Origin of the sequence: Aquabacter albus (assembly GCF_040049275.1) — a bacterium.
Classification (GTDB): Bacteria; Pseudomonadota; Alphaproteobacteria; order Rhizobiales; family Xanthobacteraceae; genus Aquabacter.
In genome coordinates this window covers 690,990-707,843 of the sequence record NZ_JBDZDT010000002.1, presented here as the reverse complement: position 1 = coordinate 707,843, position 16,854 = coordinate 690,990, and the positions used below count along the sequence as shown (strand labels likewise).

The following is a 16,854-nucleotide window of genomic DNA, read 5'->3' as shown; positions in this document are numbered from 1 at the left end:
TTCGCAACCGGAATCCCCTCTCCCGCTTGCAGGGGAGAGGGAGTACACGGCGCGGGAGGGGTCGCTGCTCAGAAGAACGCCTGGATGCCCGTAATGGCCCGGCCGATGATCAGCGCATGGATATCGCTGGTGCCTTCATAGGTGTTCACCGTCTCCAGGTTCGCCGCGTGGCGCATCACGTGGAACTCGGCGGAAATGCCGTTGCCGCCGTGCATGTCGCGGGCGATGCGGGCGATCTCCAGCGCCTTCTGGCAATTGTTGCGCTTGAGGTAGGAGATGGTCTCCGGCGCAAGCCGTCCCTCGTCGAAGAGGCGACCGGCGCGCAAGCACGCCTGGAGGCCGAAGGCGATGTCGGTGGACATGTCCGCCAGCTTCTTCTGCACCAGCTGGGTGGCGGCGAGCGGCCGGCCGAACTGCTTGCGGTCCAGCGTGTATTGCCGGGCGGCGGCAAGGCAGGCTTCCGCCGCGCCCAGCGCGCCCCAGCCGATGCCGTAGCGCGCCCGGTTGAGGCAGCCGAACGGCCCCTTCAGGCCGGAGACGTTGGGAAGAAGGTTCTCTTCGGGAATCTCCACATTTTCCAGCACCACCTCGCCGGTGATGGAAGCCCGCAGCGAGAGCTTCTTCTCGATCTTCGGCGTGGAGAAGCCCTTGGCGCCGCGCTCCACCAGGAAGCCGCGGATCTGGTCGCCATGGGCCGAGGACTTGCCCCAGATCACCGCCACATCGGCCACGGGAGCGTTGGAGATCCACATCTTCGCGCCGTTGAGGCGGTAGCCGCCATCGATCTTCTCGGCCCGGGTGCGCATGCCGCCGGGGTCGGAGCCCGCATCCGGCTCGGTGAGGCCGAAGCAGCCGATCCATTCGCCGGAGGCGAGCTTGGGCAGGTATTTCTTGCGCTGCGCCTCATCGCCATAGGCATAGATGGGGTGCATGACGAGGGAGGACTGGACGCTCATGGTGGAGCGGTAGCCCGAATCCACCCGCTCCACCTCGCGCGCCGCAAGGCCGTAGGAGACATAGCCGAGGCCGGCGCCGCCATAGGCTTCCGGAATGGTGGGGCCGAGCAGGCCGAGGGCGCCCATCTCGTTCAGGATCTCGCGGTCGAAGCGCTCATCCAGATAGGCGGAGGTCACGCGCGGCAGCAGCTTTTCCTGCGCATAGTTCCGCGCGGTGTCGCGCACCAGGCGCTCTTCCTCGGTGAGCTGGCTTTCGAGGTCGAAGGGATCCTGCCAGTCGAAGCCGGCCTTGGAGGCGCGGGCGTCGTCCAGCTTAGCGGGCTCGGCCATAATCTTTTCTCCTCTTGAAGGTTCTAGCCGACGTCGAACGAGACGCCCTGGGCCAGCGGCAGCGTTGTGCCGTAATTGATGGTGTTGGTGGCGCGGCGCATATAGGCCTTCCAGCTGTCGGAACCTGCCTCGCGCCCGCCGCCGGTCTCCTTCTCCCCGCCGAAAGCGCCGCCGATCTCGGCGCCGGAGGGGCCGATATTCACGTTGACGATGCCGCAGTCCGACCCCGCGACGGAGAGGAACCGCTCGGCCTCGCGCAGGTCGGTGGTGAAGATGGAGGAGGCGAGGCCCTGGGGCACGTCATTGTGGAGCGCGATGGCCTCCTCAAGGGTGCTGTAGCGCAGCACATAGAGGATGGGCGCGAAGGTCTCAGCCTTCACGACGTCGGTCTGCCCGGGCATCTCCACGAGGGCGGGCCGCACATAATAGGCATTGGGCGCCGCGTCCGCCCCCACGCGCTCCCCGCCGGTGACATGGCCGCCATCGGCGCGGGCCGCCTGGAGCGCGCGCTCCATTCCGGCAAAGGCATCGCGGTCGATCAGCGGGCCGACCAGGGTTCCTGCCGCGCGCGGATCGCCCACCGTCACGGAGCCATAGGCCCGCCGCAAACGTGGGACGATCGTCTCATAAACGCTGTCATGGACCATCAACCGCCGCAGCGTGGTGCAGCGCTGGCCGGCGGTGCCCATGGCGGCGAAGGCGACGGCGCGCAGGGTCAGATCGAGGTCCGCCGAGGGGCAGACGATGACACCATTATTCCCACCCAGCTCCAGGATGGCTTTCGCGAACCGCTCCGCAAGGCGCGGCGCCACCGCGCGGCCCATGGCGGTAGAGCCGGTGGCGGAGACGATGGGGATGCGGGGGTCGGCGACGATCTTCTCGCCAGCGCCGCGCCCGCCCAGGATCAGTGTGGAGAGGCCTTCCGGCGCATCGCCGAAGCGCGCCGCCGCGCGCGCGAACAGGGCCTGCACGGCGAGCGCCGTCAGCGGGGTCTTCTCGGACGGCTTCCACACCACCGCATCGCCGCAGACGAAAGCAAGCGCCGCATTCCAGGACCAGACCGCCACTGGAAAGTTGAATGCGCTGATCACGCCCACTACGCCGGCGGGATGCCACGTCTCCATCATGCGGTGGTCGGGGCGCTCGGTGGAGATGGTGAGGCCGTGGAGCTGGCGCGACAGGCCGGCGGCGAAATCGCAGATGTCGATCATCTCCTGCACCTCGCCGAGGCCCTCGGAGAGGATCTTGCCCGCTTCCAGCGTGACGAGCCGGCCGAGATCGGCCTTGGCGGCGCGCAATTCCTCGCCCAGCAGCCGCACCAGCTCCCCCCGCCGCGGGGCGGGCACAGTGCGCCATTTCAGGAAAGCGGAATGGGCCTTGCCGATGGCCTCGGTGACGTCGGGCGTTTCCGTGAGCCGCGCGACCTCTTCCCCGGTCAGCGGCGAGCGCGCGGAGAGGCTGCCGCCGTCGAGAGCCTGCGCCGGCACGCCGAGGCGCTCAAGGAGCGAACGGGCTTCCTTGGCCACGCTGGCGGCATGGGTCAGATCCAGCACAGGAGGGCGCTCCCAGGTTCGTTTTGCCATGCAATACGGGCATTTGCGCCGTGCCCGATGCGTCGGCGGGCACATTACGACCTTCGCGCACGGGGGCCAATCGGTGTTGTTGGCGACGCCGCCCCTGCCAGCGGATTGTCATCCCCGGACTTGATCCGGGGATCTCCCGCCGTAACGCAAAGATGCCCGGATCAAGTCCGGGCATGACGGCTCCGGAAGAACCTAAATCACCACAATGGCGACATCTCCGCCTCGCCGCGCAGCTCAGCCAGCCGGCGCGCCGTGCCGGGCGAGACGCCGTCCGGCAGGGCCCGGAGCGCGAAGAAGCCCATCTCCGCGATCTCGAAATTCGGCTTCGGCACCTCCCCGCAGACGAAACCCGTCACCCGGTAGCAGGCCACATGGTCGCGCTTGCCGAATCGGGCGTTGAAATAGAGGCCGAGAAGCAGAAGCGGCCCGGTGGCGGAGACGTTGGTCTCCTCCAGCAGCTCGCGCCGCGCCGCATCCTCCGTGGTCTCGCCCACATCGACCCCGCCCCCCGGCAAATGCCAGCCGGGGGCGTAGCCGTGGCGGACCAGAAGCACGCGCTCGTCCCCATCGAGGACGATGGTGCGGACGCCGAGGGTTAGGCCGTGGGTGACACGGCGAATAAGGGGGCGGAAGGGCAACATGCCTCCCTTATACCCTCCGCATCGTGGCGAAATCAGCCTTTGGCGGCCAGCGCCTCGGCCTCGATGGCCTCGGCCCGTTGAAAGGCGGGGCGCGCCACGCATCGTGCCGAATAATCCTCAAGGATGGGGTGGTCCTTGATCACCTTCAGGAGCTCGATGCCGTACCAGATGTCGCTGCCGAGCATCACGTCGGCCGCGCTGAAACGATCTCCCAGCACCCAGGGGCCGGGCGAGATAAGGTTTTCCACCACATCCATCACGCGGTCGAATGAGCCCCAGCCGGCGGCGCGGGAGGGAATCTCCACTTTCGCCATCCGCTCCACGAAGGCGGCCTCCAGGCAGGCGGCGTCGAAGAACATCCAGTGCAGATAGCGCCCGCGCGCGGGATCGCCGATGGGCGGGGCGAGATTCGCCTCGGGGGCGAGGTCCGCCACATAGGCGCAGATGGCCCCGCTTTCGGCCATCTTCGCCTCACCATGCTCCAGCGCGGGCACCTTCATCATGGGGTTGATGGCGCGGTAGCGCTCGGTTTGCAGCGACCCGTCGTTGATGTCGACCAACTCGCGCTCATAGGGAATGCCGGCCTCCTCCATCATCCAGAGCGTGCGGAAGGCGCGGGTGTGCGGGGCCCAATAGAGTTTCATGCGCGGCATCTCCTCCTGAATACAGATCGGAACATAACAAGAACATTACTCTACGGCAACGGGCTTGGCGGCCCTTTGGCGCGGTTCCCCTTGCCGTCTCAGAAGAGAGCGGCGATAATAACTGGACGGCCTGGGGTGCCATGCATAATGCATGGCTGAGATCATACCCATCGAACCTGTCTGGATCATGCCAGCGTAGGGAGGAGCCGATGAGCGAGAGCTTATCGCCCCCATCTATTGTGAAGTCCCGTCCCACCATCGCCATTGTCGGCGCGGGGGTGGTCGGCCTTGCCATCGGCTGGCGGCTCGCGGAAGCGGGCTGCCGGGTGGACATTTTTGATTCCGGCAAGGCCGGCATGGGCGCGAGCCATGCCGCCGCCGGCATGCTTGCCGCCTGCGCCGAGGCCGAGCCCGGCGAGGAGACGCTGCTCGACCTCAACCGCGAGAGCCAGCGCCTCTGGCCCGCCTTCGCCGCCGAGCTGGAAGCGGCCTCGGGCCTCAAGGTGGACCTGCGGGAGAGCGGCACCCTTGTGGTCGCCCTCACCGCCGACGATGCGGCAAAACTCCGCCACCAGCACGCCTTCCAGAAGAAACTGGGCCTGCCGGTGGAATGGCTCACCGCCGCCGAGGCGCGGCGCCGCGAGCCCCATCTCGCCACCCAGCTTGCAGGCGCGCTCTGGTGCCCCGAGGACCATCAGGTGGACAACCGAAAGGTCGCCGCCGCCCTGAAGGCGGCCGCTCTGAAGGCCGGCGTGCTGCTCCATGAGGATGCGCCGGTCACCAAGGTCGAGACCGCCTCCAGCCGCCGCGGGGTCATGGTGGGCGGCGAACTGCACAAGGCGGACATCATCGTGCTCGCCGCCGGCGCATGGTCGCGCGGGGTGGACATCGCCCCCGTGGCGCCTCTGCCCGTGCGCCCCATCAAGGGCCAGATGCTGGCGCTCCAGATGGATCCGGCCAATCCGGTCCTCGATCATGTGCTGTGGGGGCCGGGCACCTATATGGTTCCCCGGAGAGACGGTCGTCTCATTATCGGCGCGACCGTGGAGGAGAAGGGCTTCGACACGCAGCTCACCGCCGGCGGGCAGCTTGCGCTGCTCACCCATGCCTGGCGGGCGCTGCCCACCATCGAGGAGCTGCCCATCATCGAGCAATGGGTGGGCTTCCGCCCCGGCAGCCGGGACGATGCGCCCATCCTGGGCCCGAGCGAAGTGGAGGGGCTCGTCTATGCCACCGGCCACCACCGCAACGGCATCCTCCTTCTGCCGGTGACGGCGAAGGTGATGGCCGAACTTATCCTCGAAGGCCGGCTCGACCCGCTGGCCGCCCCCTTCGGCGCGGACCGGTTCCGCCCGCGCGCCGCGGCGGAGTAGGCCATGCAGACCACCCTCCTCGATCTGCGCGTGAACGGCGCGCCCGAAGCTCTGGACGTTGCCACCATCGCCGACCTTCTCGACGCCAAGGGCGTCGATCCCGCCCGCAAGGGCATCGCCGTGGCGCTGAATGGTGCCGTGGTGCCGCGTGCCCGCTGGGCCGAGCAGCAACTCGCCGCTGGCGACACCATCGAGATCATCCAGGCCAGGCAGGGCGGTTGAGACCCTGCTGAAAGACAAGACATGACTTCCTTTTCCGATCCCCTCGTCATCGCCGGCCGCAGCTTCACTTCGCGGCTTTTCCTCGGCACCGCCGGCTACCCCAACCAGAAGGTGTTCCTCGACGCGCTGGAGGCGTCCGGCTCCGAGATGGCCACGGCCTCCATCCGCCGTATCAGCCTTGCGAGCTATGAGGAGAGCCTGACCGACCTCCTCACCGGCCGCGTTCACATCCTGCCCAACACCGCCGGCTGCCAGACCGCCAAGGACGCCGTCCTCACTGCCGAACTGGCGCGCGAGGCGCTGGAGACCAACTGGGTGAAGCTGGAGGTGATCGGCGATCGCGAGCTGCTCTATCCCAATGTGGAGGAGCTGCTCAAAGCCACCGAGGAGCTGGTCAATCGCGGCTTCGTGGTGCTGCCTTATTGCAATGACGACCCCGTCACCTGCCAGAAGCTGGCGGATCTCGGCGCCGCCACCGTGATGCCGCTTGGCTCCATGATCGGCTCGGGCCTCGGCATCGCCAACCCGCACATGATCGAATTGATCTGCGCCCGCTCCCCGGTGCCGGTGGTGCTGGATGCGGGCATCGGCACGGCTTCCGACGCCGCGCTCGCCATGGAGCTGGGCTGCGCGGCGGTGCTGCTCAATACCGCGGTGTCCAGGGCGCACGATCCCGTGCGCATGGCCGCCGCCTTTCGGCACGCGGTGGACGGCGGGCGCCTCGCGCGGCTCTCCGGGCGCATCCCGAAGAAGCTCCACGCCGAGGCGTCGAGCCCTGAATTCGGGCTGGTGGGCACCTGAGCGTCATCCTCCCTTGGACCGGGCCGGATAGGAAAGCCCCCGGACGGAATGACTGAGGAACGGAAAACATGATGGTGAGAACGGCCCTCGCATGGGCCTTTGCGGCTATCTCCGCCTTCGCAGTTTCCCAGAGCGCCTTTGCGCAGGCTGTGGCCGTGCCCGCCCCCATGATGCTTGGCCGATGGGTGATGGCGCCCGGCGGGACGGCGCCCACGGGCGACGCGCTGAAAAAGCTGTGTGCGGCGCCTCGCACTTACATAGAGGTGACGCCGCCGACGATCCGCGAGGTCACCCCCAAGGCCAAGATCGCGTGCGACATGCCGGCTTGGACCCAGACCGGCCCGGGGCGCTTCTCCGCCCGGATGGCCGCATGCACCCCTGCGCCGAAGGCGGGCGGGAAAGAGGTCACGGTCGAGCTGAAGGGGATGGCGCTGATGCTCTACAACGGCACCCTCTTCGCCATGTGCCCCACGGGTCCCTGACCTCGCCCCGCGCGGCCATCAGACCTGCTTCGGCAACGGCTCGATGGGCGCGACGCCGGAGACGAGGCACGGGGAGAAGAAGAGATAGCCGCGCCATGCGCCGTGCAGGGTGCGCACCATCACCAGGAGCCAGAAGGCGGCGAGGCAGACGATGAGGACGCCGCCTATCACGGAAAAGAGCGGGAGATGGGTCGCCCGCGCCAGCGCCAGGGTGGCGAGCGAATAGACGCCGAGCGGGAAGGTGAAGGCCCACCAGCCGATATTGAACGGCATCCCCTCGCGCACGTAACGGATCGTCTTCAACACGGCCAGCATCAGCCACCAGGCGCCATAGCCCCACAGGATGGTGCCGCCGACGATGCCGATGCCCAGGCCCACATCCCCCATGGCCGGCATGCCTTGCGCCGTGAATATGGCGGGCGCGTTGAAGCCGAACAGCAGAAGGCCGAGCGCGCCGGTGCCGATGGGGCCAAGGGCGAGCCAGGAGGAGGCCGCCATCTCGCGCGCCGGCAGCTTGTAGAGGATGAGGCGCAGCAGCAGGATCACCAGGATGCTCATGGCGACGGGCACCGAGAAGGCCCACAGCGCATAGCTGATGATATGCACGTTGTAGCCCTCGACCGGGCCGAGATGGGACACGAGGAGCGCGCCGCTCGCCGCTGCCACCTCCGCCGCCACGATGGGCAGCAGCCAGACCGCGGTCATCTTCTCCAGGCTGTGCTCCTGGCGGGTGAACATGAGGAACGGGATCAGCAGGCCGCAGGCCACCGCCATGGCCACATCCGCCCACCACAGCACATGGGCGATCTCCAGCGCCGTGTCTCCCCACATGGGGATGCCGAAGGCGACAAAGCCGTTGATGATGGTGGCGAGCCCCATGGGGATGGTGCCGAAGAACATGGACACCACTGGGTGCTGGAAGATGCGCCTCGCGCCGTCGAAGAAGAAGATCCAGCGCGCCGCATACATGCAGCTGAACAGGATGAAGAGGGCGATATTCATCAGCCACAGCGCGCGGCCCACATCGTGGAGAACCGGGATCTCCAGCGGGAACTGGTTGAGGGCCAAGGCGAGCACGCCCGTGCCCATGGTGGCGCCGAACCAGTTGGGCGTGAACTGGCGGACCATTTCCTTCAGGTCGCCGGCCGGAGCAGGGCCGGGCGGCGAGACGAGCGAGACGGTATCGGCCACGATGAAATTCCCCGCAATGACGGTCGGCCACCGGCGCCGACACCCCGCCATCCCTCCTTACCTCGGATCTGCCGCGACGACACCAGCATAGTCGCGGCATGGCTGACCCGCATGGACGGAAAGGAGGGCCTGCCGCACTATGGCGGCGTTCCGCTCCCGGCTGTTCGGCGACCTTCCCGATGCTCCCCTCCCCGCCCCTCCTCCTCATCACCGACCGCTCCCAGGCAAAGGGCGAGCTTTTGGCCGTTGCCGGCGCGGCGCTGGCGGGGGGCGTGCGCTGGATCAGCGTGCGGGAGAAGGACCTGCCGGACGAGGAGCAAGCGGCGCTCGCCGCCGGCATTCGGGTGCTGGCGGCGCCGTTCGATGCGCTGGTGACCCTCCATGGCAGCGCCGACCTTGCCGCGCATGCGGCGGTGGACGGCGTGCACCTGCCGGCCGGAGCGGACGCAGCGGCGGCGCGCGCGCGGCTGGGCAAGGCGGCGCTCGTGGGGCAATCCATCCATTCTGTGGAGGAGGCGACGGCCGCCGATCCGGCCGTGCTCGATTATGTGGTGGCCGGCCCCGCCTTCGAGACGGCGTCGAAGCCCGGCTATGGGCCGGCGCTGGAGGAGGCGGGATTGGCGCGCCTCGTATCCGCCTGCCGCGTGCCGCTGCTGGCGCTGGGCGGCATCGATGCGTCGACGCTGCCCCGCTGCAAGGCTGCGGGGGTGGCGGGTGGCGCGGTCATGGGCGGGGTGATGCGGGCGGCGGACCCGGAAGCGGAAATGCGGGGGCTGGTGGAGGCGTGGGGGGTGTAAAGGGGCGTTACCTTGGATGCCGTCATCCCCGGACTTGATCCGGGGATCTCTCTCCACTCCGGGAGATGCCCGGGTCAAGCCCGGGCATGACAGGCCTCTCTAGGAAATCACCACAGATTGAGCGTGGCCCGGGCCTCTTCCGACATGCGCCCCTGGTCCCAGGGCGGGTCGAAGGTCACGTCCACGGTCACACCGCCAATGCCCTCCACGGAGGCCACCGCATTCTCGATCATGCCGGGAAGCTCGGCGGCGGACGGGCAGTTGGGGGTGGTGAGCGTCATCTCAACGGCCACCGAGCGGTCGTCGGCGATGTCCACCTTGTAGATGAGGCCGAGCTCGTAGATGTCCACCGGGATTTCCGGATCGTAGACGGTCTTCAGCGCGGCGACGATGTCGTCGGTGAGCCGCGTCAACTCCGCCTCGGGAATCTTCGAGGAGATGGCCGGGGTATTCGGGTTTTCGGTCAAGGTCTCGGTCATGAGAACAAATCCTGCGCCTTCAGAAGGGCCTGTGCAAGGCGGTCCACGTCGGCGCGGCTATTATAGAGTGATAGTGATGCGCGGCAGGTCGCCGTCGTCCCATATCGTGCGAGAAGCGGCTGGGCGCAATGGGTTCCTGCCCGAACGGCAACCCCATAACGATCCAGCACGGTCGCCACATCATGCGGATGGGCGCCCTTCATCTCGAACGAGATGATGGCCCCCTTCCCCGCCGCCGTGCCGATGATGCGCAGGCTATTCATGGCCCCGAGACGCTCGTGGGCATAGAGCGACAGCTCGTGCTCGTGAGCGGCGATGCGCTCGCGGCCGAGGCTGTTGATATAGTCCAGCGCCGCGCCGAGGCCGATGGCTTCCACAATGGCCGGCGTCCCCGCCTCGAAGCGGTGGGGCGGGGCCGCATAGGTGACGCGGTCCTCGCTCACCTCGCGGATCATCTCGCCGCCGCCCTCATAGGGAGGCATCTCGGCGAGGAGATCCAGCTTGCCGTAGAGCGCGCCGATGCCAGTCGGCCCATAGAGCTTGTGGCCGGTGACGGCGTAGAAATCCACGTCGAGGTCGCGCACGTCGACGGGCATGTGGACCGCGCCCTGGCAGCCGTCCACCAGCACCTTGGCGCCCACCGCATGGGCGGCACGGGCGATCTCCTTCACCGGCGTCACCGTGCCGAGCACGTTGGACATGTGGGTGACGGCGACGATCTTGGTCTTAGGGCTCAGCAGCGCCTCGAAGGCGTCGAGGTCGAACGAGCCGTCCTCGTTCACCGGCGCCCATTTGATCACCGCGCCCTTGCGCTCCCTCAGGAAGTGCCAGGGCACGATGTTGGAATGGTGCTCCATGATGGAGAGGACGATCTCGTCCCCCGCCTGGATGGACTGGCCGAGCGAATTGGCGACGAGATTGATGGCGCCGGTGCCCGAGCGGGTGAAGATGATCTCGTCCACCGAGGCGGCGTTGAGGAAGGCGCGCACGGTCTCGCGCGCCTGCTCGAAGCCCTCGGTCGCGGCATTGGCGAGATAGTGCAGGCCGCGATGGACGTTGGAATATTCGCTCTCATAGGCCTTCACCATGCGGTCCAGCATCTGGCGCGGCTTCTGGGCGGAGGCGGCATTGTCGAGATAGGTGAGCGGATGGCCGTTCACGGTCAGCGCCAGCGCCGGGAAATCCGCGCGGACGGCGTCGAGGTCGTACGTGCCGTTGGCAACGGCGGGATGCGTCTTGGTCATGGAATGATGTCCATTACTCTAGAGACCGTCATCCCCGGGCTCGACCCGGGGATCTCCCTCCATCGAGGCGCCGCCCGGAACCCCAAGAGATGGCCGGGTCGAGCCCGGCCATGACGGGGACGGGCGCGCCTAGCGCCTAGCCGGCCCGTTTCTTCAGCCAGCCTTCGGCCCGCGCGATCAGCGCATCCCGCAGGCCGTCATTCTCCACGAATTCCAGCGCCTCGCCCACGAAGGCCTGGATCAGCAGCGCCTCGGCCTCCTTCGGGGGAATGCCGCGCGCCATGAGATAGAACAGCAGGTCCTCGTCGAGATCGCCCGCCGTGGCGCCGTGGCCGCACTGGACGTCGTCTGCGAAGATTTCCAGCTCTGGCTTGTTGTCCATCTCGGCGGTCTCGCCGAGGAGGAGCGCCTGGCTCATCATGCGCCCGTCGGTCTTCTGGGCGTCGGGGCGCACCACGATCTTGCCCTGGAACACGCCATGGGCCTCGTCCGCCAGCACGCTCTTGAACAGCTCGCGGCTCTCACAATGGGCCACCGCATGGTCCAGCAGCAGCGTCACGTCCGCATGCTGGCGATCCTTCAGTAGGGTCGCGCCTCGAATGCCGGCATGGGAGTGGGTGCCCGCGAAGCGCCCATAGAGGCTGACGCGCGAGGCCTGGGCTCCGGTGGTGAGGCCAAAGGAGTGGAAATTGGCGTTGCGGCCGATCTCCAGCATGACGGTCGCGAAATGAAGCGCCGTCTCGCTCTCCTCCTGGAGGCGCACATAATCCACATGGCTCTCGTCGCCGACGAACAGCTCAAGGGCATCATTGGTCTGGTAGGCGACGCCGTCGCGGCCCTGGAAGCTCTCCACCAGGGTCACCTCGGCGCCCGCGCCCACCTCAACCACCCGGCGGGTGAAGGTGGCGGCGATGTCGCTGTCGGTGAAGACGTGGGCGATGTGCAGCGGCCGCGCGATCTTCGCGCCGTCCGCCACCTGGATCACCAGCCCCTCGCCGAGATAGGCGGTGTTGAGGGCGAGAATGCCGTCATAGCGCTGCGGCGCCAGGGTGCCGAACTTCTCCACGGCGCCGTGGCCGCCGGCGAGCGCGCTCGCGAGCGGCACCACGGTCAGCCCCGGCTCAAGGGCGGCGAGGTCCGAATGAGCGCGGCAGAGCTGGCCGTTCACGAACAGGATGCGGCGCGTCTCGGGGAAGGAGACCGCGCGGAAATTCCCCTCAGCATCCGCCGCCGCGTCGAGCGGGCCGGCGGGCGGCGCGGCAGTGCGCATCAGGACGCGCAGGTCGGTATACTTCCATTCCTCCACGCGCCGGTGCGGCAGGCCGTGGGCGGCGAAGGCGGTGAGCGCTGAGCGGCGCAGCTCGTCGATGCGCGCGGAGAGCGGCCCCTCGAGGGCATCGTCCGCCACGCGCTGCTCCAGCAGGGCCAGGAGCGCCTGCTCGGCGGCGGTGCGCAAAGGCTGGTTCTGGACGTTCATGGGTTCGTCCTCACGCCGCGTCCTGGCCGTAGGCGGCGTAGCCCGAGGCTTCCAGTTCCAGGGCCAGCTCCTTGCCGCCCGAGCGGACGATGCGGCCCTTGTGCATCACGTGCACCACGTCGGGCACGATATATTCCAGCAGGCGCTGGTAGTGGGTGATCACCACCATGGCCCGGTCCGGCGCGCGCAGCGCATTCACCCCTTCCGACACCACCTTCAGCGCGTCGATGTCGAGGCCGGAATCGGTCTCGTCGAGGATGCAGAGCTTCGGCTGGAGCAGGGTCATCTGGAGGATTTCGTTGCGCTTCTTCTCGCCGCCGGAGAAGCCCACATTCACACCGCGCCGGAGCATCTCCTGGCTGATGCCGAGATGGCCGGCCTTCTCCTTCACGAGGCGAAGGAAATCGGGGGTGGACAGCTCCGCCTCGCCGCGCGCCTTGCGCTGCGCGTTGATGGAGGTGCGCAGGAACGTCATGGTGGCGACGCCCGGGATTTCGATGGGGTATTGGAACGCGAGGAACAGGCCGGCGGCCGCGCGCGCGTCCGGGTCCATCTCCAGCAAGTCCTGCCCGTCCAGCAGCGCCTCGCCCTCGGTCACCTCATAGTCCGGCTTGCCGGCGAGGACGTAGGAGAGCGTGGACTTGCCAGAGCCGTTCGGCCCCATGATGGCGTGCACCTCACCGGCATTCACCGAGAGGTCGAGGCCGCGCAGGATCTGGTTGTCCTCGATCTGGGCGTGCAGGTTCTTGATCTCAAGCAGAGCCATTTCCGTTTCCGTTCTGTCTGGCGCGGCCGTCTCGCAGATGCCCGGGTTCAAGCCGGGCATGATGATGAGAGGCGCTGTCCGTTTGCGTCATGGCCGGGCTCGACCCGGCCATCCCTATCCCAATCGTGCGATCAGCCCACCGAGCCTTCGAGGCTCACGGAGATCAGCTTCTGCGCCTCCACGGCGAACTCCATGGGGAGTTGCTGGAGCACGTCCTTCACGAAGCCGTTGACGATCAGCGCCACCGCCTCCTCGGAGGAGAGGCCGCGCTGGAGGCAGTAGAACATCTGGTCCTCGGAGATTTTCGAGGTGGTCGCCTCGTGCTCGAAGACCGCGCTGGAATTCTTCGCCTCGATATACGGCACGGTGTGCGCGCCGCACTTGTCGCCGATGAGCAGCGAATCGCAGTTCGTGAAGTTGCGGGCATTGGTGGCCCGGCGGTGCGCCGTCACCTGGCCGCGATAGGTGTTCTCCGAGCGACCGGCGGCGATGCCCTTGGAGATGATGCGGCTCGACGTGTTCTTGCCGAGATGGATCATCTTGGTGCCCGAATCCACCTGCTGGTAGCCGTTGGAAATGGCGATGGAATAGAACTCGCCCTGGCTGTTGTCGCCACGCAGGATGCAGCTCGGATACTTCCAGGTGATGGCCGAGCCGGTCTCCACCTGGGTCCAGGAGATCTTGGAATTATCACCCCGGCAGTCGCCGCGCTTGGTGACGAAATTGTAGATGCCGCCCTTGCCGTCCTTGTCGCCGGGATACCAGTTCTGGACGGTGGAGTACTTGATCTCGGCATCCTTCAGCGCCACCAGCTCGACCACGGCGGCGTGAAGCTGGTTCTCGTCGCGCTGGGGGGCGGTGCAGCCTTCCAGATAGCTCACATAGGCGCCTTCATCGGCGATGATGAGGGTGCGCTCGAACTGGCCGGTATTGCGCTCGTTGATGCGGAAATAGGTGGACAGCTCCATGGGGCAGCGCACGCCCTTGGGGATGTAGACGAACGAGCCGTCCGAGAAGACCGCCGTGTTGAGCGTCGCGTAGAAATTGTCGGAGACCGGTACCACGGAGCCGAGATACTGGCGCACCAGATCGGGATGCTCGCGGATGGCTTCCGAGATGGAGCAGAAGATCACGCCGGCCTTGGCCAGCTCCGCCTTGAAGGTGGTGGCCACCGAGACGCTGTCGAACACCGCATCCACCGCAACGCGCGAGGACGGGTTCTCGATGCCGAGCAGGATCTCGCGCTCGCGCAGCGGAATGCCCAGTTTCTCATAGGTGGCAAGGATTTCTGGGTCGATCTCGTCGAGCGACTTCGGGCCGTCCTTCTTCTTCGGCGCGGAATAATAATAATAGTCCTGGAAGTCGATCTTCGGGTAGCTCACCCGCGCCCAGGTGGGCTCTTCCATGGTCAGCCACCGCCGGAACGCGTCGAGGCGCCATTCCAGCATCCATTCCGGCTCGTTCTTCTTCGCCGAGATGTAGCGGACGGTATCCTCGTTCAGGCCCTTCGGGGCCTTCTCGCTCTCGATATCGGTAACGAACCCGTACTTATACTGGTCGACGTCGATCGACCGAACGCGTTCGACCGTCTCCTGGACAGCAGGCATCTTCTCGTCTCCTCTCCCGCGCGGGGTCAAGGCCCGCCGGTCAAGTCCCTTAGGCCGCCCGTACCGGACGGTTTTGAAGCTGCGGCACCGCGCGGCCCAAGGCCGCGAGCGCCAGATCCACATCCTCTTCGCTGCTCGACCAGCCGAGCGAGAGGCGGATCGCCCCGCTCGCCGCATCGCCCGCATATCCCATGGCAGCGAGCACATGCGAGGGTCCGACCTTGCCAGAGGAGCAGGCGGACCCGGCGCTTACCGATACATGGGCAAGATCGAGCGCAATCACCAGGGTTTCGGCCTTTACACCGGCAAAAATCACGCAGGACGTGTTGGGCAGACGCTCAGCATCCGCGCCCACGATCTGCGTGCCCTGGAGTTGCCGCACAATCTCTTGTTCGAGCCGATCGCGCAACCCCTTCAACCGGACGGATTCGCGGGCCAGATCCGCGCCCGACGCACGGGCTGCGGCCCCATAACCCGCCACCGCGGCGATATTTTCCGTGCCGGCACGCCGGCCCCGCTCCTGCCCGCCGCCACCGATGAGCGCGATGCGCGCGCGGCTGTCCGCGTGGCGCGCCACCAGCGCGCCCGCGCCCTGGGGCCCGCCGATCTTGTGGGAAGAGAAGGTGAGGAAATCCACGCCCAGCGCATAGATATCCAGCGGCAGCCGCCCCGCGGCCTGAACCGCATCGCAGTGCACGACCGCCCCATGGGCCTGCGCCCGCCGTGCAGCTTCCGCCACCGGCTGGATCACGCCCGTCTCGTTGTTTGCCAGCATCAGCGACAGGAGGGCGCGGCGGCCCTGCCCGGCATGTCGCGTCAAGGCCTCATCGAGCGCGTCGAGGTCGATGCGGCCCGCCGCATCCACCGGCAGCACCTCCACCCGGTCCGCCGGGAAACGGTGGCCGCGCAGGATCGAGGGATGCTCGACGGCGCTAATGAGGAGCACGTCGCAGGTGACGGGCCGGCCGGCAATGTCCAGCTCGGGATGAAGGATAAGCGCGTTGGCCTCGGTGGCGCCGGAGGTGAAGACCACGCCTGTCTTCTGCGCCCCCGCAAGGCCCGCAACCTCGGTCCGCGCCTGCTCCAGGCGCGCCCGCGCAGCGCGGCCGTCCGTGTGGACGGAGGACGCGTTTCCGGGCTCGGTTAGCGCGTCCAGCATGGCCGCGCGCGCCTCCGGGCGCAGCGGAGACGTGGCGTTGTGGTCCAGGAAGGCGCGCCGCGAAGGGGCGCCGGGACGGGGAGAAACCGGCGCGGTCATGGCGCAATCCTCCGGCCGGCGTGGCACGCAAGCGCCCGCCCGAGCCAAGGCTTGCAATTGCGCCCGATCTCGGTCATACGTCAGACTTCACCCGTTCCGCGACATGCAGCGACGATACCGTTTCGCGCTCTGCCGGGGAAAATTAGAATTATTCTAAATAGATAGGCGGACCCTCCGGCCAAGTCAAGACGTCTCCGGGTGGACGTCTCGCAGGTGCTTGCCTCCCCTGGCCGGAGCTGCACCCGCCGATTTCGCCGAGACGCCCAGAAGGTTGCGGACGTCCTATGCCTGAAGTCATCTTCACCGGCGAGAAGGGGCGGCTTGAGGGCCGCTATCAGCCCGCCAAGACGCGCAATTCTCCCATCGCCATCATTCTTCATCCCCACCCGCAGTTCGGCGGGACGATGAACAATCCGGTGGTGTACAACCTCTATTACCAGTTCGTGAACCGGGGCTTCTCGGTGCTCCGGTTCAATTTCCGGGGCGTCGGCCGCAGCCAGGGCTCGTTCGACCACGGCACCGGCGAACTCTCCGACGCGGCCGCCGCGCTCGACTGGGCCCAATCGGTGAACCCGGATGCGCGCGCGTGCTGGATCGCCGGCGTGTCGTTCGGCGCGTGGATCGGCATGCAGCTCCTGATGCGCCGGCCCGAGGTGGAAGGCTTCATCTCGGTGGCCGCGCCCGCGAGCCTCTACGACTTCTCCTTCCTCGCCCCCTGCCCCTCCTCCGGCCTGTTCGTCCATGGCGACAAGGACGCGGTGGTGCCCACCACGGCGGTGGCGACCCTGGTGGAGAAGCTGAAGACCCAGAAGGGCATCGTCATCGAGCAGCAGATCCTGCCCGGCGCGAACCACTTCTTCGACGGCAAGGTCGACGAGCTGATGGGCATTGTCGGCACCTATCTCGACAAGCGCCTGCCCGGCACCCGCAAGGACAGCGCGGCCTGACACGCCCTTCTCTATAGCGTCATGGCCGGGCTTGACCCGGCCATCTGCCTCCGTTG

General features: G+C 67.3%; 17 protein-coding genes and 1 riboswitch. Of the genes, 6 read left to right on the top strand and 11 right to left on the bottom strand.

What is annotated here, in order from left to right:
• Nucleotides 1-68: 68 nt before the first annotated feature.
• The 4 genes from ABLE91_RS06450 to ABLE91_RS06435 all read right to left on the bottom strand — a co-directional run bounded on the left by ABLE91_RS06450 (nucleotide 69) and on the right by ABLE91_RS06435 (nucleotide 4,154).
• Nucleotides 69-1,286: an acyl-CoA dehydrogenase gene (locus tag ABLE91_RS06450; protein ID WP_348929536.1), complete on the bottom strand. Its 1,218-nt coding sequence runs from the start codon at nucleotides 1,284-1,286 to the stop codon at nucleotides 69-71.
• A 23-nt stretch (nucleotides 1,287-1,309) separates the two neighbouring features.
• A complete protein-coding gene (amaB, locus tag ABLE91_RS06445; RefSeq protein WP_348929619.1) occupies nucleotides 1,310-2,812 on the bottom strand; it encodes an L-piperidine-6-carboxylate dehydrogenase in 1,503 nt (500 codons plus the stop codon).
• Nucleotides 2,813-3,066: 254 nt separating this feature from the next.
• A complete protein-coding gene (locus tag ABLE91_RS06440) occupies nucleotides 3,067-3,510 on the bottom strand; it encodes an NUDIX domain-containing protein (protein ID WP_348929534.1) in 444 nt (147 codons plus the stop codon).
• Between the two features lie 32 nt (nucleotides 3,511-3,542).
• Complete coding sequence (locus ABLE91_RS06435; RefSeq protein WP_348929531.1) at nucleotides 3,543-4,154, bottom strand: glutathione S-transferase family protein; 612 nt, start codon at nucleotides 4,152-4,154, stop codon at nucleotides 3,543-3,545.
• Nucleotides 4,155-4,275: 121 nt separating this feature from the next.
• Nucleotides 4,276-4,375, top strand: a riboswitch (TPP riboswitch).
• Between ABLE91_RS06435 and thiO the strand changes: the two genes are divergently transcribed.
• The 4 genes from thiO (at nucleotide 4,364) to ABLE91_RS06415 (ending at nucleotide 7,032) form a co-directional block, all read left to right on the top strand.
• A complete protein-coding gene (thiO, locus tag ABLE91_RS06430; RefSeq protein ID WP_348929528.1) occupies nucleotides 4,364-5,527 on the top strand; it encodes a glycine oxidase ThiO in 1,164 nt (387 codons plus the stop codon). It overlaps the preceding riboswitch by 12 nt.
• A 3-nt stretch (nucleotides 5,528-5,530) precedes the next feature.
• Complete coding sequence (gene thiS / locus ABLE91_RS06425; protein ID WP_348929526.1) at nucleotides 5,531-5,749, top strand: sulfur carrier protein ThiS; 219 nt, start codon at nucleotides 5,531-5,533, stop codon at nucleotides 5,747-5,749.
• Between the two features lie 21 nt (nucleotides 5,750-5,770).
• Nucleotides 5,771-6,550 (top strand): thiazole synthase, encoded by a 780-nt coding sequence (locus ABLE91_RS06420; RefSeq protein ID WP_348929525.1) that lies wholly within the window; start codon nucleotides 5,771-5,773, stop codon nucleotides 6,548-6,550.
• Nucleotides 6,551-6,618: 68 nt separating this feature from the next.
• Nucleotides 6,619-7,032, top strand: coding sequence for a hypothetical protein (locus tag ABLE91_RS06415; RefSeq protein WP_348929523.1), 414 nt, complete (start codon nucleotides 6,619-6,621; stop codon nucleotides 7,030-7,032).
• Between the two features lie 18 nt (nucleotides 7,033-7,050).
• Here ABLE91_RS06415 and ABLE91_RS06410 read toward each other — a convergent pair whose 3' ends face one another.
• Complete coding sequence (locus tag ABLE91_RS06410; RefSeq protein WP_510181905.1) at nucleotides 7,051-8,223, bottom strand: TDT family transporter; 1,173 nt, start codon at nucleotides 8,221-8,223, stop codon at nucleotides 7,051-7,053.
• Between the two features lie 179 nt (nucleotides 8,224-8,402).
• On the opposite strand from ABLE91_RS06410, the gene ABLE91_RS06405 reads away from it, so the two are divergent.
• Nucleotides 8,403-9,020: a thiamine phosphate synthase gene (locus tag ABLE91_RS06405; RefSeq protein ID WP_348929521.1), complete on the top strand. Its 618-nt coding sequence runs from the start codon at nucleotides 8,403-8,405 to the stop codon at nucleotides 9,018-9,020.
• 107 nt (nucleotides 9,021-9,127) lie between these two features.
• Here the strand turns inward: ABLE91_RS06405 and ABLE91_RS06400 are convergent, their stop codons facing one another.
• The 6 genes from ABLE91_RS06400 to ABLE91_RS06375 form a co-directional block, all read right to left on the bottom strand.
• Nucleotides 9,128-9,499 carry an SUF system Fe-S cluster assembly protein gene (locus tag ABLE91_RS06400; protein WP_348929519.1) on the bottom strand — a complete coding sequence of 124 codons (372 nt, stop codon included), beginning with the start codon at nucleotides 9,497-9,499 and terminating at the stop codon, nucleotides 9,128-9,130.
• Nucleotides 9,496-10,743, bottom strand: coding sequence for a cysteine desulfurase (locus ABLE91_RS06395; RefSeq protein ID WP_348929516.1), 1,248 nt, complete (start codon nucleotides 10,741-10,743; stop codon nucleotides 9,496-9,498). The genes ABLE91_RS06400 and ABLE91_RS06395 overlap by 4 nt, the downstream gene beginning before the upstream one ends.
• 136 nt (nucleotides 10,744-10,879) lie before the next feature.
• Nucleotides 10,880-12,220, bottom strand: a complete 1,341-nt coding sequence (gene sufD, locus ABLE91_RS06390; RefSeq protein WP_348929514.1) for a Fe-S cluster assembly protein SufD — start codon at nucleotides 12,218-12,220, stop codon at nucleotides 10,880-10,882.
• A gap of 10 nt (nucleotides 12,221-12,230) precedes the next feature.
• Nucleotides 12,231-12,986 carry a Fe-S cluster assembly ATPase SufC gene (gene sufC / locus ABLE91_RS06385; RefSeq protein ID WP_348929511.1) on the bottom strand — a complete coding sequence of 252 codons (756 nt, stop codon included), beginning with the start codon at nucleotides 12,984-12,986 and terminating at the stop codon, nucleotides 12,231-12,233.
• 131 nt (nucleotides 12,987-13,117) lie between these two features.
• Nucleotides 13,118-14,593: a Fe-S cluster assembly protein SufB gene (gene sufB / locus ABLE91_RS06380; protein ID WP_348929509.1), complete on the bottom strand. Its 1,476-nt coding sequence runs from the start codon at nucleotides 14,591-14,593 to the stop codon at nucleotides 13,118-13,120.
• A gap of 49 nt (nucleotides 14,594-14,642) precedes the next feature.
• Nucleotides 14,643-15,851, bottom strand: a complete 1,209-nt coding sequence (locus ABLE91_RS06375) for a cysteine desulfurase family protein (RefSeq protein ID WP_348929508.1) — start codon at nucleotides 15,849-15,851, stop codon at nucleotides 14,643-14,645.
• A gap of 284 nt (nucleotides 15,852-16,135) precedes the next feature.
• Between ABLE91_RS06375 and ABLE91_RS06370 the strand changes: the two genes are divergently transcribed.
• Nucleotides 16,136-16,798 carry an alpha/beta hydrolase gene (locus ABLE91_RS06370; protein ID WP_348929506.1) on the top strand — a complete coding sequence of 221 codons (663 nt, stop codon included), beginning with the start codon at nucleotides 16,136-16,138 and terminating at the stop codon, nucleotides 16,796-16,798.
• Nucleotides 16,799-16,854: the final 56 nt, after the last annotated feature.

Bases quoted from the DNA above. Each gene is read 5' to 3' on its own strand.
- ABLE91_RS06440 (WP_348929534.1), bottom strand. From the start codon at position 3,510: ATGTTGCCCTTCCGCCCCCTTATTCGCCGTGTCACCCACGGCCTAACC.
- ABLE91_RS06435 (WP_348929531.1), bottom strand. From the start codon at position 4,154: ATGAAACTCTATTGGGCCCCGCACACCCGCGCCTTCCGCACGCTCTGG.
- thiO (WP_348929528.1), top strand. From the start codon at position 4,364: ATGAGCGAGAGCTTATCGCCCCCATCTATTGTGAAGTCCCGTCCCACC.
- sufD (WP_348929514.1), bottom strand. From the start codon at position 12,220: ATGAACGTCCAGAACCAGCCTTTGCGCACCGCCGCCGAGCAGGCGCTC.
- ABLE91_RS06370 (WP_348929506.1), top strand. From the start codon at position 16,136: ATGCCTGAAGTCATCTTCACCGGCGAGAAGGGGCGGCTTGAGGGCCGC.
- ABLE91_RS06450 (WP_348929536.1), bottom strand. From the start codon at position 1,286: ATGGCCGAGCCCGCTAAGCTGGACGACGCCCGCGCCTCCAAGGCCGGC.
- ABLE91_RS06400 (WP_348929519.1), bottom strand. From the start codon at position 9,499: ATGACCGAGACCTTGACCGAAAACCCGAATACCCCGGCCATCTCCTCG.
- sufC (WP_348929511.1), bottom strand. From the start codon at position 12,986: ATGGCTCTGCTTGAGATCAAGAACCTGCACGCCCAGATCGAGGACAAC.
- sufB (WP_348929509.1), bottom strand. From the start codon at position 14,593: ATGCCTGCTGTCCAGGAGACGGTCGAACGCGTTCGGTCGATCGACGTC.
- ABLE91_RS06375 (WP_348929508.1), bottom strand. From the start codon at position 15,851: ATGACCGCGCCGGTTTCTCCCCGTCCCGGCGCCCCTTCGCGGCGCGCC.
- thiS (WP_348929526.1), top strand. From the start codon at position 5,531: ATGCAGACCACCCTCCTCGATCTGCGCGTGAACGGCGCGCCCGAAGCT.
- ABLE91_RS06420 (WP_348929525.1), top strand. From the start codon at position 5,771: ATGACTTCCTTTTCCGATCCCCTCGTCATCGCCGGCCGCAGCTTCACT.
- ABLE91_RS06395 (WP_348929516.1), bottom strand. From the start codon at position 10,743: ATGACCAAGACGCATCCCGCCGTTGCCAACGGCACGTACGACCTCGAC.
- ABLE91_RS06405 (WP_348929521.1), top strand. From the start codon at position 8,403: ATGCTCCCCTCCCCGCCCCTCCTCCTCATCACCGACCGCTCCCAGGCA.
- ABLE91_RS06415 (WP_348929523.1), top strand. From the start codon at position 6,619: ATGATGGTGAGAACGGCCCTCGCATGGGCCTTTGCGGCTATCTCCGCC.